The 14,147-nt window shown below is 65.1% G+C and carries 13 protein-coding genes and 1 pseudogene; 11 read left to right on the top strand and 3 right to left on the bottom strand.

The features are described from left to right. The first annotated feature begins 56 nt into the window (after positions 1-56). The 3 genes from AC4EEO_RS08385 (at position 57) to AC4EEO_RS08395 (ending at position 3,144) form a co-directional block, all read left to right on the top strand. Positions 57-599, top strand: coding sequence for a PadR family transcriptional regulator (locus tag AC4EEO_RS08385; protein WP_018761472.1), 543 nt, complete (start codon positions 57-59; stop codon positions 597-599). 47 nt (positions 600-646) lie between these two features. Beyond that, positions 647-2,317, top strand: a complete 1,671-nt coding sequence (locus tag AC4EEO_RS08390) for an ABC1 kinase family protein (RefSeq protein ID WP_133831695.1) — start codon at positions 647-649, stop codon at positions 2,315-2,317. A 77-nt stretch (positions 2,318-2,394) separates the two neighbouring features. Continuing rightward, entirely contained in the window at positions 2,395-3,144 is a 750-nt protein-coding gene (locus AC4EEO_RS08395) for a lipoate--protein ligase family protein (RefSeq protein ID WP_018761470.1), read from the top strand. A gap of 43 nt (positions 3,145-3,187) precedes the next feature. Here AC4EEO_RS08395 and AC4EEO_RS08400 read toward each other — a convergent pair whose 3' ends face one another. Continuing rightward, the gene (locus tag AC4EEO_RS08400) at positions 3,188-3,445 is read right to left on the bottom strand and encodes a mycoredoxin (RefSeq protein WP_018761469.1); all 258 of its coding nucleotides are present in this window, start codon (positions 3,443-3,445) and stop codon (positions 3,188-3,190) included. Positions 3,446-3,576: 131 nt separating this feature from the next. Between AC4EEO_RS08400 and AC4EEO_RS08405 the strand changes: the two genes are divergently transcribed. Continuing rightward, positions 3,577-4,338 carry an SOS response-associated peptidase gene (locus tag AC4EEO_RS08405; protein ID WP_081624120.1) on the top strand — a complete coding sequence of 254 codons (762 nt, stop codon included), beginning with the start codon at positions 3,577-3,579 and terminating at the stop codon, positions 4,336-4,338. A 26-nt stretch (positions 4,339-4,364) separates the two neighbouring features. Here AC4EEO_RS08405 and AC4EEO_RS08410 read toward each other — a convergent pair whose 3' ends face one another. Further along, the gene (locus tag AC4EEO_RS08410; protein ID WP_018761467.1) at positions 4,365-4,787 is read right to left on the bottom strand and encodes a VOC family protein; all 423 of its coding nucleotides are present in this window, start codon (positions 4,785-4,787) and stop codon (positions 4,365-4,367) included. A 16-nt stretch (positions 4,788-4,803) separates the two neighbouring features. On the opposite strand from AC4EEO_RS08410, the gene AC4EEO_RS08415 reads away from it, so the two are divergent. Beyond that, positions 4,804-5,127 (top strand): chorismate mutase, encoded by a 324-nt coding sequence (locus AC4EEO_RS08415; protein WP_109044521.1) that lies wholly within the window; start codon positions 4,804-4,806, stop codon positions 5,125-5,127. Between the two features lie 8 nt (positions 5,128-5,135). On the opposite strand, the pseudogene AC4EEO_RS08420 reads toward AC4EEO_RS08415, so the two are convergent. Further along, a pseudogene (locus tag AC4EEO_RS08420) lies at positions 5,136-5,526 on the bottom strand (hypothetical protein). A 132-nt stretch (positions 5,527-5,658) separates the two neighbouring features. Here AC4EEO_RS08420 and AC4EEO_RS08425 point away from each other — a divergent pair. The 6 genes from AC4EEO_RS08425 to pdxS all read left to right on the top strand — a co-directional run bounded on the left by AC4EEO_RS08425 (position 5,659) and on the right by pdxS (position 13,889). Next, on the top strand, positions 5,659-5,982 hold the full coding sequence (locus AC4EEO_RS08425) for a DUF6504 family protein (RefSeq protein ID WP_491330008.1): 324 nt from the start codon (positions 5,659-5,661) through the stop codon (positions 5,980-5,982). Next, positions 5,979-9,470, top strand: a complete 3,492-nt coding sequence (locus AC4EEO_RS08430; protein WP_491340261.1) for a DNA polymerase III subunit alpha — start codon at positions 5,979-5,981, stop codon at positions 9,468-9,470. Before AC4EEO_RS08425 ends, AC4EEO_RS08430 begins: the two co-directional genes overlap by 4 nt. Positions 9,471-9,596: 126 nt before the next feature. Then, positions 9,597-11,606 carry a threonine--tRNA ligase gene (gene thrS, locus AC4EEO_RS08435; RefSeq protein WP_018761463.1) on the top strand — a complete coding sequence of 670 codons (2,010 nt, stop codon included), beginning with the start codon at positions 9,597-9,599 and terminating at the stop codon, positions 11,604-11,606. An 18-nt stretch (positions 11,607-11,624) separates the two neighbouring features. Then, entirely contained in the window at positions 11,625-12,212 is a 588-nt protein-coding gene (locus tag AC4EEO_RS08440; protein ID WP_109044526.1) for an HIT family protein, read from the top strand. After that, positions 12,202-12,825 (top strand): phosphatidylinositol phosphate synthase, encoded by a 624-nt coding sequence (pgsA, locus tag AC4EEO_RS08445; protein ID WP_491340262.1) that lies wholly within the window; start codon positions 12,202-12,204, stop codon positions 12,823-12,825. The genes AC4EEO_RS08440 and pgsA overlap by 11 nt, the downstream gene beginning before the upstream one ends. Positions 12,826-12,962: 137 nt before the next feature. Further along, a complete protein-coding gene (gene pdxS, locus AC4EEO_RS08450) occupies positions 12,963-13,889 on the top strand; it encodes a pyridoxal 5'-phosphate synthase lyase subunit PdxS (protein WP_026264497.1) in 927 nt (308 codons plus the stop codon). The last annotated feature ends 258 nt before the right edge of the window (positions 13,890-14,147 follow it).

Below are 14,147 nucleotides of genomic sequence, written 5' to 3' on the forward strand. Positions count from 1 at the left end.
GGAATGTATCGCTGAGTATCGTTGTGTATCGTTCGCGATTGACGAAGGAGTGCATCATGCGTGGTTCAAACCCTGCAGGCGGGTTCGGCGGGAACAACCTGGACGGAATGTGGCAAGCGGTCGAAGAGTTTCGCTCCAGGTTCGAGAAACGGGCTGGAACCCGGGCCGGGAAAGGCGAGGTCCGGGCGGCGATTCTGGCGCTGCTCGCTGAGCAGCCCATGCACGGTTACCAGGTCATCCACGAGATTGAGGAGCGCAGCGGCGGCAGCTGGAAGCCGAGCGCAGGGTCCGTCTACCCCACCTTGCAGCTCCTGGCAGACGAAGGGTCCATCAGGGCCGAGGAATCCAACGGCAGGAAGATCTACTCGCTGACCGATGCCGGCCGCGAAGAGGCGGCTGACTTGCACGGGTCCGCGCCCTGGGATCCCGCGGCCGCCACCTTCGGAACCGGCGGCGCCTCCCTTCCGAAGGCCGGGATTGAGCTGGCCCAGGCCGCGGCGCAGGTGGGCAGGACCGGTTCACCGGACCAGGTGCAGCAGGCAGTGGCGGTGCTCGACGAGGCCCGCCGGCGGCTGTACGCCATCCTCGCGCAGGACTGACCCGGGTGGCGCTGACCGTACGGGACCGGGCCGACCCGGCGTCGCCCATGCGGGAACACCGCGGCCGGTACCGGCGGATCCTCCGGTTTGCCGCCTGGCATCTTGCCACCACGTGGTGGTTCGAACTGCTGCTGCCCAGGGTGGGGCTGGGCAGCATCTCCACGCGGACACGGTCCCGACGGATGCAGAACTTTGCCCGCCGGTTCCACGACCTGGCCATCGACCTCGGCGGCCTGATGATCAAGGTGGGGCAATTCCTGTCCTCCCGGCTCGACGTCCTCCCGCCCGAAATCACCAAAGAACTCGAAGGGCTTCAGGACGAGGTGCCGCCCGTGGCCTTCCCGCTGATCGCCGCCCTGGCAGAGCGTGAACTGGGTGCCCCCGTGGGCCGGGTCTACGCCAGCGTGGACGAATCCGCGATTGCGGCCGCCTCCCTGGGCCAGGCCCACCGCGCCCGCCTGAATCTCCTGGACGCCGAAGATACGGGCCTGGACGCCGTCGTCATGAAGGTACAGCGTCCGGGCATCGGCGCGATCGTCGACGTCGACCTCGCCGCCCTTCGGAAGGTGGCCGGCTGGCTCAGCCATGTCCGCCTCGTCTCCCGCCGCGCGGACATGCCGGCGCTGGTGGAGGAATTCGCCCAGATCAGCCTGCAGGAGATTGACTACCTGCACGAGGCCGTCAACGCCGAACGCTTCGCCGCAGACTTTGCCGGCGACGCCAGGGTAGCAGTGCCGGAAGTCGTCTGGGAGCGCACCACCCGCCGCGTACTCACGCTCGAGGACGTCACGGCCATCAAAATCACCGATGCGGGAGCGCTCCGGACCGCCGGCATCGATCCCGCCGCGGTGGCCCCCGTTTTCGCGTCCATCATGTTCGACCAGCTCTTCACCAACGGGTTCTTCCATGCCGACCCGCATCCGGGCAACATCTTCGTCACGCCTGTCCCTGCAGGGACGGGGGGACCTGGCTGGAAGCTGACGTTCATCGACTTCGGCATGATGGGGGAGGTCACGGCTTCCACGCGCAGCGGCCTGCGGAAGCTCCTGATCGCTGCAGCCGCGCGCGACGGCAAGGGACTCGTGGCGGCGATCAACGACGTCGGCGTGCTGATGCCGTCGGCGGACAGCGCAGGACTGGAACGGGCCATGACCCAGCTTTTCGCCCGCTTCGGCGGCATGGGCTTTGCCGAACTCCGCGAGGTGGACCCCCGCGAGTTCCGCGACTTCGCGGTGGAATTCGGTGACGTGGTCCGCTCGCTGCCATTCCAGCTGCCGGAGAACTTCCTCCTGATCATCCGCGCCATGTCCCTGACGTCAGGGGTATGCAGCGCCCTGGATGAGCGCTTCAACCTCTGGGACTCCGTGGAACCCTACGCCGCGCAGCTGCTGCGGAACGAACGCGGCAACGTGGTCCAGGACGTGGCCCGGCAGGCCCTCGATGCCGCCGCTAACGCCTTCCGCCTGCCCGGCAGGCTGGACGCCCTGGCCGGCCGGCTCGAGGAAGGATCGCTTGAGGTCGCAGTCCCGCGGCTGGAGCGGCAGGCTGCCCGGCTGGAAAGGGCGGCGCGGCGCTCCGGTTCGGCCCTGGTGTTCGGTGCGCTGCTGGTGGCGGGCACCATCGTCCGCTCTGACGACCTGGTATTCGGCAACGTCCTGATGGCCGTTTCTGCGGTTCCCCTGCTGCACGCACTGTGGGCAGGGCGCCGGGGCCGTTAAAGCCCGTGCCGTCGTCGGGCGTAACCTAGGGGAGGCCCGTCCGCCGGCGGCCATCGACCCCAGGGAGTTCAGCAACAATGCACCACACCGGTACCGACGCCCGCCCGCTGACTGTGGTGCGGCAGGACGTGTCCCTCGGCGCGGGACGTGACCTCGAATTCGGGCTGGAGCTGCTGGCCAGGGCCAGGTCAGGCAGCCTCGGTCCCACCCTGCGCCTGTACCGGCCCGCTCCCACCGTCGCCTTCGGGCAACGGGACACCCGGTTGCCCGGATTTGATGCGGCCGCACGGGCCTGCCTGGCCAACGGATTTGAGCCCTTGGTCCGCAGGGCCGGGGGACGGGCCGCCGCCTACCACCAAGGGACCTTGGTGGTGGACCACATCGAACCGGACGCCGACGCAGTAGCCGGATCCAAAGCCCGGTTCGCCTATTTCGGTGAGCTCTTTGCCCAGGCCCTGCGAAGCGTCGGGGTCCAGGCCGCGGTAGGGGAAATTCCCGGCGAATACTGCCCCGGCGAGTTCAGTGTGCACGGAACCGATGCGGCCGACAGCTCCCGCCGCGTGAAGCTGGTCGGCACCGCCCAACGGGTGGTTTCCGGTGGCTGGCTGTTCAGCTCGGTGATTGTGGTGGAGGATTCAGGCCCCATCCGGAAGGTGCTCACGGACAGCTATGCCGCCCTCGGCCTGGACTGGGACCCGTCCACGGCCGGCGCCGCCGACGACCTGGTACCCGGGCTGGATGTGGCGGCCGTGGAACATGCCCTCCTGGAAACGTATGCGGGCCACGCCACCCTGGAAACTGCTTCCTTCAGCAGCCTGGGGGCGTGACCCGCATCAGTTCTTCGGCGCGAAGCCGGCTGTCTCCTGCCGCTTAGGCAGCGAGCCTGCTTTGGACCTCAGCAGCTGACGGGTTGGTGGCAGCGGAGCCGTCCGGGAACAGGACGGTGGGAACGGTGCGGTTGCCGCCATTCAGTTTCTCCACGAGTTCGGCGGTGCCGTCCACCTCTTCGATGTTGATTTCCGTGTAGCCGATGCCCTTTGCGTCCAGCTGCTTCTTCAGCCGGTTGCAGTAGCCGCACCAAGTAGTGGAAAACATGGTGATGGTGCCGGATTCGGGAGTGAAGTCCACGCGGATCTCCTAAACGTCGCTTGAAAGGTTTCCTTACGGTCAACGGTAGCGTGGCCGCCGGTATTCCCGGACTTTCCGGGGCGGCGGGGCGGCTGCATGACAGTATGTGGCGACGGTGGCATGCTGGTCCCATGTGTGGACGCTACGTAATGGCACGCGCCGTGGGGGACCTGCTGGCCGAGTTCGACGCCGAGTTGGAGGAGGAGGTCAGCATCCCGCCGTCGTGGAACGTAGCGCCAACGGACGCCGTCCCCATCGTCCTGGAGCGGCTGGTGGAGGATGCTGCAGGGGCCCGGCAGGTACGGCAGTTGCATGTGGCCCGCTGGGGCCTGGTCCCGTCCTGGGCCAAGGATCCCGGGATCGGGTCGCGCATGATCAACGCCCGCAGCGAATCGGTGCTGGAGAAGCCTGCGTTCAGGAAGGCCGTGAAGTCACGCCGCTGCGCCGTCCCCGCCGACGGGTACTACGAATGGAAGCAAGGGCCCGGGAAGTCCAAGCAGCCCTATTATGTGCACCCCGGTGAGGACCACGGGCTGGTATTCGCCGGCCTTTACGAGTGGTGGAAGGACCCGTCCATTCCGGAAGGGGAACCAGGGCGCTGGCTGCTGTCCACTTCCATCCTCACGGCGGACACCCCACCGCCCGGGACTGAATCCACCATCTTCGGGAAGCTGACGGAACTGCACGACCGCGTGCCCCTGCCCATGGACAAGGCCACCACGCAGGCTTGGCTGGACCCGCAGGCTGACGACGCAGCCGCCCTTGTGGACCTGGTGCGGGCCGGGGTCAAGGAAGCTGCCGCCGACTGGCACGTGGAATCCGTGGGCAAGGACGTGGGGAACGTCCGCAACAACGGACCGGACCTGATCCGCCCTGTGGAGGCACTGTTCTAGCAGTCCCTGCCAGGGTGCGGACGCCGTCACACGGTGACCGTGCCGGCGTCGTCCACGGTCCACGTGGGGTTGTAGGCGACTTCCCAGCGGAAGCCGTCAGGATCCGCGAAGTACCCCGTGTAGCCGCCCCAGGGCTGGGTAACGGGTTCGGCGATGATGGCTGCCCCCGCCGCTGCGGCCTCTTCCATGACCCGGTCCACGTCCCCGGCGCTGGCGAGGTTATGGCTGAGGGTGATGCAGGGAACCCCGTCCGGCGGGCTGACGCCTGCCTCCGCCTGCATCTGCCGGGCGTCCCAGAGGGAGAGCACCAGCCCGTGGTTCACCTGGATGAACAGCACCTCCCCGGCAACCTCGCGGTGGACCGGCCAGCCGAGGCCGTCGATGTAGAAGGCCCGCGACCGGTCAACGCTGCGGACGCCGAGGGAGATAAAGTCGACTCTTGGCTCCATGCTTCGATACTGTCAGATGATGGCGACAATTCAAGGAAACGATCGGGATGCCCAGGCCGACAAGGAACAGCTCGCAGCTGTCCGGGTTGCCGTCGATGAGGTGGATGACCAGATTGTCACCCTCATCGCCCGCCGCGAGCGGCTGATCCGGATCGCCGGCACCCTGAAAGGCGACGACGCCGAGGTGCGGGCCCCCGGCCGGGTGGAGCGGATCATCGAGCACGTCCGGGCCGCGGCAGAGAAAAAAGACATTGACCCGGACATCGTCGAGTCAACCTACCGGGCCATGATCTCCGCGTTCATTGAACTCGAACTGAAGATCCATAAGGAAAACAGCTAAGGAAACCCCTACAGGGCTTCCTCCACCGGAACCCCATGCTGGAACTCCCGACCGTCCGCCTCGCTGAAGGCTGACAGGACGTGTCCTTTCCCGAGCCCGTTCAAGGCCGTGGCGGGAAAGCTCCCGGTAATGGTGTTTTCCGAGTGGGATACGCCGGACAGGTCGTAGTCTTCTTCGATTCCCTGGTCCCGGTTGAACGCGTAGCAGGCAATGAGCCTCCCCGTTCATGAATTCAATGCAAAGCCGCCGCTGCGTTGAATAGTCCGGCGTGGCTCCCATCAAGCCCACCACGTAGGCGCCGGACTCCGGAATGGCGCCATCGATATCGAACGTGGCCACCAGGGTGGAGTCCTGGGTCTTGATGCTTGCCTGCTTCAGGAGTGCGTCATCGGTACTCATGCCATCATCCTGCTCCCTGCCGCACGGTCCGTCCACCCCCGCCTATGTTTTGCCGGCTCCCCGGCGTAGACTTGATTTATTCGAACACATATTCGAATGGAGCATTTGGGAAGAACCGTCCGGGAGGCGCGCATGGGCATGTTCAGCGAGTCCATAGACGTGGCATGTTCCCCCTCCGGGCAGCCTGAATCGTTAACGTGGGCAGGCAGGGACTATCTCGTCTGCGCTGAGCCCGTCCGGTGGTATGAACGCCGCCAGTGGTGGGCTGAAGACGCCAGGGCTCCCCTGGGGAGCGGCCCTGGCGTGGTGGACCACGAAATCTGGCGAATCCAGGTGCTTCCCGCTGCTGGGAACAATGCTTCAGAACCCCTGACCCTCGACCTCACCCGGCATGTTGGCAGCGGCCGGTGGCGGCTGCTGCGGATCCATGACGCCCTTCGCCCCAGAACAGCATGAGCTTCACCCACCTTCACGTTTCCACAGCATTCAGCGCCCATTACGGCGTCTCCTGGCCGGAGGAACTTGCACAGGCCGCCGCAAGCGACGGCGCCACTGCCCTGGCATGCACCGACCGGGACGGCCTGTATGGCACCATCAAGCACCTCAAAGCCTGCATGGCTGCAGGCATCGACCCCATCGTGGGGGTGGACCTTGCGGTCTTCGACGACGACGGGGACCACCGCACGCAGGTAGCCGGGCGGGTGGTGGTGCTCGCCCGTGGGCACAACAATGGCGCGGGTTACCGTGCTCTATGCCGGCTGGTTTCCGATGCCCACGCCCGGACCTCCGGGAAGGCCGGGGGAACAGTGCCGGTAGCGGTCACCCGCGCCGAATTGGCCTCCCGGACCCTCGACCCGGCAACGCTCAAACCGGTGCTGACCGTGCTGATTGGACCGGATTCCGACGTCGGCAAGGCCATGGGAGGCAGGCGGTACCTCCGTCCCCGAACCCTTTTCAAACAATGGCTGGATGCCATGCCCGCGGGAACCGTCGTTGCAGAAATCGTCTCCCAGCTCAGCGCGCCCGGCTTCCCCCTCAGCACTGCCCATGCAGTCCGCATGCTCCGGCTCGCCGAAGAACACCACGTCCCCGCCATCCTCAGCAACGCGGTGCGGTATTGCGCTGCGGACGGGGCGCCAACCGCGGATGTCCTTGACTCTGCCCGGACGTTGAAGTCCCTGCCGGAGCTGGCAGGGGAACCGCTGCTCCAGCCCACAGGCCAGGGGTGGCTGAAAACCGCGGAACAGATGCTCGGCCTGGGCAAGGAAATCATTACCGCAGCAGGGTATGGGGCCGCTGACCTCAAGCAACTGATGGCCCAAACCGAGGCGCTCGCCGACCTCTGCCGGATGGACCCCACCTCGGACATGGGATGGAAGCAGCCCGTGGTGCCGGAGGCATCAGTCATTGGCATTACCCGGGATCCGCATATGGAACTCATCCAGCGGTGCCATGCCGGAATTGGCAGGCGGTTCCCGGGGATCGGCGGACACGACGAAAAAACGATGCTGGCTCGGCTTGAGCATGAGCTGGGGATCATCCGGAACCTGGGGTTCTCGTCCTACTTCCTGACTGTGGCAGAGGTATCCCGGATGATCCAGGACATGGGAGTCAGGGCGGCAGCCCGTGGGTCCGGGGCGTCCAGCCTGGTCAATTATTTGATCGAGGTAAGCCACGTAAATCCGTTGCAGCACGATCTCATCTTTGAACGGTTCCTCTCCAACGACCGTGCCACCCTGCCGGACATCGACATCGACGTTGAAAGCGCTGAACGCCACAACGTCTACCGCCAAATCTTCGAACGCTTCGGCTCAGAGCGCGTCACCCTGATGAGCATGCAAAACGGCTACCGGGCCCGCGGGGCAGTGCGCGACGCCGGGATGGCGTTGGGGATGGACGATGACGAGGTGGGGGAAATTGCCAAGCAGTTGTGGCGGTTCTCGGCCAGGAAATTCCGCGAAGCGCTGCAGGAAAAACCCGAACTCAAGGAGTTCGCCGGCCGGGTGGAGCACAAAGACGCCGACGGAAACCAGCAGCTGGACCTTCTGGTCGACCTGACGGAGCGGCTGGACCGGCTGCCCCGGCATATCTCGATGCACCCCTGCGGCGTCATCCTGGGAGACGCCACGCTCCTGGACCGCACCCCTGTCCAGCCCAGCGGCCTGGGCCTGCCCATGAGCCAGTTCGATAAACACGACATGGACCCCATGGGAATGCTCAAACTCGATGTCCTCGGCGTCAGGATGCAGAGCGCCATGGCCTTCGCGGTCCGGGAAGTGATCCGCCTGCACCCTTCCAAGGCCGAGGTGGTGGCTGCTGGCCGCCACCCGGCAGGTCCGGATGGCAGGGGACCTGACTACATCGCCGCTGACGGCCGGATCGACCTCAACGCCGTCCCCCTCGATGACGAACCGACCTATGAGCTGATCCGCAGCACCCACACCCTCGGGTGTTTCCAGATCGAATCCCCGGGCCAGCGGGAACTGATTGGAAAGCTGGCACCCCGGGAGTTCAACGACCTCATTATCGACATCTCCTTGTTCCGGCCGGGACCCATGAAATCGGACATGGTCCGTCCCTTCCTGGAACACCGCCATGGGTTCGCCCCGGAGGTGTATCCGCACCCGGACCTCAAGCCCGTTCTCCAGGAAACCCATGGAGTGACGGTCTTCCATGAGCAGATCCTCAAGACGTTCAATGTCATGACCGGTTGTGGGCTGGCCCGCGCGGACGAATTCAGGCGCGCCTTGGGCAACGAAGCGCTGGAGACTGCGGTGGAGGAATTCTTCCGCCGCGAAGCCCGTGCCCGCAATTACGCTCCTGACGTGGTGGACAAGGTCTGGGGAACCCTCAAGGCCTTTGGCAGCTTTGGTTTCTGCAAGGCCCACGGTGCCGCTTTTGCCGTGCCCACCTACCAGTCTGCCTGGCTCAAGGCCCACCATCCGGAAGCGTTCCTCGCCGGGCTCTGGGAGCATGACCCGGGAATGTATCCCAAGCGGCTGCTGGTAGCCGAAGCCCGGCGTCTTGGCATCCCCATCCTGCCCCTGGACATCAACCGCAGCCAGGCGGAGTACCGGGTGGAACGGGTGGAGGAAGGCAAGGACCAGGGAAAATTGGGTATCCGATTGAGCCTGAACGGTATTTACGGGCTCTCAGCGACGGAATTGAAGCGGATTGTCGCCGGACAGCCCTACGACTCTTTGGCGGACCTCAGGTCGCGCTCGCGGCTCAGCAAGCCCAGCATCCGGCGCCTGGCGCAGCTGGGCGCCTTCGATTCACTGCACCGTGAAGCGGGAGGCCAAGCAAACCGGGCCGATCTTGTGCAACACCTCCAACAACTCCAAGCAGGCAAAGGGGCACGGAAGGGAGTTGAAGTCCTTGAAGGGCAACTTTCCCTGCCCTTGGGGGATGTTGAACTGCGAAATATCAAACCCGGACTCCCGGCACCCACCCTGGTGGAGAATGTCAGGGCCGAACTCGATCTCATGGCCGTCGATGTCAGCAGCCACCTGATGGACAGCCACCGGCCGTTACTGGACAAGCTTGGCGTCACCACTGCTGACTCACTCCTCAGCCTGCGCAACGGCACCGAGGTCCTGGTGGCCGGTGTGCGGGTGGCCACCCAGACCCCTCCCATGCGCGGCGGAAGGCGGGTTGTGTTCATCAGCATCGACGACGGTACAGGCTGCGTGGACTCAGTCTTCTTCCATGAGGCCCAGGAGAGTGCAGGGCCCCTCCTTTTTGGCACCCGTTTGCTGTTGATCCGGGGCACCACCAGAAGGACCGGACCCCGGGGCATCAGCCTGAGCGCGAGCATGGCCTGGGACCTGGCCAGGACCGCGACTTTGCCGTTCCCGGAATCAACACAGCATCCGGACTCTGACGGTCCACATCCCCTTGACGGCATCAGCAGGGCACTGGCCATCACCGGTTTCAGCGGCTGAACCAAGCCCCGGGCACCACCTGCCGCGTTGGTCGGCCCCAGTCGGAACCGATAGCATTGACGATGGCTGGCTGTGGTCCCCGTATGCCACAAGCTATGAAGCCTGAACTTTGAATAGGAGACACCCGTGTCAGATGCCCAGCAGATCACCCTTCTCGTCGATGGCGAAGAGACCAAGGTGACTACCGGGACAACCGGTGCGGAACTCTTCTTTGAGCGCCGTGACGTTGTTGTAGCCCGCGTCAACGGCGAATTGAAGGACCTGGACCAGGAACTTCCCGAGGGCGCCGAGGTAGAGGGCGTCACCATCGATTCCCCCGACGGCCTGAACGTCCTGCGCCACTCCACTGCACACGTGATGGCGCAGGCAGTGCAGCAGCTGCGTCCCGACGCCAAGCTTGGCATCGGCCCCTACATCACCGACGGTTTCTACTTCGATTTCGACGTGGCCGAGCCTTTCACCCCTGAGGACCTCAAGACCCTCGAAAAGATGATGCTCAAAATCGTCAACCAGAACCAGAAATTCGTCCGCCGCGTGGTCAGCGAGGACGAGGCCCGCGAGGCCATGAAGGACGAGCCCTACAAGCTTGAACTGCTGGGCAAGAAGGACGGCGCTGCCGAGGCCGGCGAGGGCGTTAACGTCGAGGTCGGCGCCGGTGACATCACCATTTACGACAACGTGGAGCGCAAGGAAGGCACCACTGTCTGGTGCGACCTCTGCCGTGGCCCGCACCTGCCCAACACCAAGCTCATCTCCAACGCCTTCGCGCTGACCCGGTCCTCGTCTGCCTACTGGCTGGGCAACCAGAAGAACCAGCAGCTGCAGCGCATCTATGGAACCGCCTGGCCCACCAAGGACGCGCTGAAGGCGTACCAGGAGCGCATTGCCGAGGCCGAACGCCGCGACCACCGCAAGCTCGGCTCCGAACTTGACCTCTTCTCCTTCCCGGACGAGCTTGGCTCCGGCCTGCCGGTGTTCCACCCCAAGGGCGGCATTATCCGCAAGGAGATGGAGGATTACTCCCGCCAGCGCCACGTCGAGGCCGGCTACGAGTTCGTCTACACCCCGCACATCACCAAGGGCCACCTGTACGAAGTCTCCGGGCACCTGGACTGGTACAAGGACGGCATGTTCCCCGCCATGCACGTGGACGCCGAACTCAATGAGGACGGCACCGTGCGCAAGCCCGGCCAGGATTACTACCTGAAGCCGATGAACTGCCCCATGCACAACCTCATCTTCCGCGCCCGCGGCCGGTCCTACCGCGAACTGCCCCTTCGACTGTTCGAATTCGGTTCGGTGTACCGGTACGAGAAGTCCGGCGTGGTGCATGGCCTGACCCGCGTCCGCGGCATGACACAGGACGACGCCCACATCTATTGCACCCGCGAGCAGATGAAGGACGAGCTCACCAAGACCCTGACCTTCGTCCTGGACCTGCTCAAGGACTACGGACTGAACGACTTCTACCTGGAACTGTCCACCAAGGACCCGGAGAAGTACGTGGGCGACGACGCCACCTGGGAGGAAGCCACCAGGACCCTCGCCGAGGTGGCACAGGAGTCCGGGCTGGAACTGGTGCCGGACCCGGGCGGAGCCGCGTTCTACGGACCCAAAATCTCCGTGCAGGCCAAGGACGCGCTCGGCCGGACCTGGCAGATGTCCACCATCCAGTTGGACTTCAACCTGCCCGAACGGTTCGAACTCGAGTTCCAGGCCGCGGACGGAACCCGCCAGCGCCCCGTGATGATCCACCGTGCGCTGTTTGGATCCGTGGAGCGCTTCATGGGCGTCCTGACCGAGCACTACGCCGGCGCGTTCCCCGCCTGGCTGGCCCCGGTCCAAGTGGTGGGCATCCCCGTGGCGGAGGCCTTCAACGAGTACATGTTCGACGTCGTCGACGAGCTTAAAGCGGCGGGAATCCGCGCCGAGGTGGACACCTCCTCGGACCGGTTCCCCAAGAAGATCCGCACTGCCAGCAAGGACAAGATTCCATTCGTGCTCATCGCCGGCGGCGACGACGCGGAGGCAGGAGCCGTGTCCTTCCGCTTCCGCGACGGCAGCCAGGACAACGGCGTGCCCGTGGCCGAAGCGGTCAAGCGGATCACCGAAGCCGTCCGCAACCGGACCAGCTAGCCGAACGGAAGCAGCAGAGTGCAGGAGAACACAGGCGCAGGGTATCCAGGTGATGCCGGCGTTACCGACGATTTCGACCTCGCCGGTGTCCCGGACGCCTTCCAGCGCCTGTGGACTCCGCACCGCATGGCCTACATCAAGGGCGGCCAGCACCAGTTCAAGAACGAAGACGATTGCCCGTTCTGCACAGGGCCCGCCCGCACAGACGAAGAAGCGCTGATCGTCTACCGGGGCAGGACCTGTTACGTGGTGCTGAACCTGTTTCCCTACAACCCCGGCCACCTTCTGGTGTGCCCCTACCGGCATATCCCGGACTACACGGACCTGACCCGTGAGGAAACAGCCGAATTCGCCGAGCTCACCCAGACGGCCATGCGGGTCCTGCGCAAAGTATCCAATCCAGGGGGCTTCAACCTTGGCATGAACCAGGGCGTTGTCGGCGGAGCAGGCATTTCCGCCCACCTGCACCAGCACATCGTTCCGCGCTGGGGCGGGGACGGCAACTTCTTCCCGATCATTGCCCAGACCAAGGCCATCACCCAGACCCTCGACGAGGTCCGTCAACAAGTGGCCCAGGCCTGGCCCGGGGAGTCGGATGCTGAATAGGCACGCCCGCGGATTCTTCACCGCACTGTTCACCCCGCTGGCCCGTTGGCTGCTTCGGATGGGCGTGTCCCCGGACGCGGTCACCATTGCGGGAACCCTCGGTGTGGCCGTGGGGGCTTTGGTGTTCTACCCGCTGGGCCAGCTCTTCTGGGGAACGCTTTTTATCACGGCCTTCATCTTTTCCGACGTCCTGGACGGCATCATGGCCCGGATGCGAGACGTGAAGAGCCGCTGGGGCAACTTCCTTGACTCCACCCTGGACCGCGTCGCCGATGGCGCGCTCTTTGCCGGGGTAGCCGTCTGGTTCTACACCGGCGGCAGCAATGTCATCATCGCCACGGCAGCTTTGGTTTGCCTTGTCCTGGGCATGGTTGTCTCGTACGCCCGGGCCAAGGCCGAGTCGTTGGGGTTCACCGCCAATGTGGGGATCGCGGAGCGGGCTGAACGCTTGGTGTCCGTCTTGGTGGTGACCGGCCTCACGGGGTTGGGCCTGCCCTCGGTGGTGCTCCTGGCGACACTGGTCCTCTTGGCGGCGGCAAGCCTTGTGACGGTGGTCCAGCGCATCACTTCCGTGCGCCGGCAGGCGTTGGCGGAGCCCACGCCCGCGGATTAGACATGATTAAGCCTGCCGTGCGGCGGGGGACTAGTATATAAGTGCCCGGTCAAGCGACCCGGCAATCCGTGCGTGCACCTCCGGCAGCTGCCGCCGCATGCCCGGCGAAGATCATCTGTCTACCCATAGGGGTTTTTGTGTCTACACCTGATGTAAGCAACGAGGCCGGTTCGTCCGCGAACAGCGTCACGGGCAGCAGCCGCGTGAAGCGCGGCATGGCCGAGATGCTCAAGGGCGGCGTCATCATGGACGTCGTCAACGTCGAGCAGGCCCGCATCGCCGAAGACGCCGGTGCCGTGGCAGTCATGGCGCTGGAGCGTGTTCCGGCCGATATCCGCGCCCAGGGCGGCGTGTCCCGCATGTCCGATCCCGACATGATCGACCAGATCATTGACGCCGTGTCCATCCCGGTCATGGCCAAGGCCCGCATCGGCCACTTCGTCGAGGCCCAGGTCCTGCAGTCCCTCGGTGTGGACTACATCGACGAGTCCGAGGTCCTGACCCCGGCCGACTACGTCAACCACATCGACAAGTGGAACTTCAAGGTTCCCTTCGTCTGCGGTGCCACCAACCTCGGTGAGGCCCTGCGCCGCATCAACGAGGGCGCGGCCATGATCCGCTCCAAGGGCGAGGCCGGCACCGGCGACGTCTCCAACGCCACCGGCCACATGCGCAAGATCCGCTCCGAGATCGCCAAGCTCGCCGCCCTCCCCGAAGACGAGCTCTACGTCGCGGCCAAGGAACTGCAGGCACCGTACGAACTGGTCAAGGAAGTTGCCGCTGCCGGCAAGCTGCCCGTCGTGCTGTTCACCGCCGGCGGCATCGCCACCCCGGCTGACGCCGCCATGATGATGCAGCTCGGCGCCGACGGCGTGTTCGTCGGCTCCGGCATCTTCAAGTCCGGCAACCCGGCCCAGCGCGCCGCCGCCGTCGTCAAGGCCACCACCTTCTTCGATGACCCCGACGTCATCGCCAAGGCCTCCCGCGGTCTGGGCGAAGCCATGGTGGGCATCAACGTCGACGAAATCCCCCAGCCGCACCGCCTGGCCGAACGCGGCTGGTAAGTCGCTTCCGCGCCCGGTGGGCGCTGATCCTCGGCGTGCTATTCCCCGCCTTCCGCTGCCGCCATTTTTTGGTGGTGGCTGGGGGCGGGGCCCCTTTTACGCACGCTGCCGGATCAGCACCCACCGTCGTGCTTTTCTTTATAGTACGACGCCGGTTCCTCACCTCTCTTGGTGGGGGACCGGCGTCGTTCTTTTGCATCGATTGCTCCGTACTTGTCGTTTTGGGGGCTCTAAACGACGCTTACTGGGCAATCGATG

Source organism: Pseudarthrobacter sp. MOO13 (assembly GCF_058267655.1).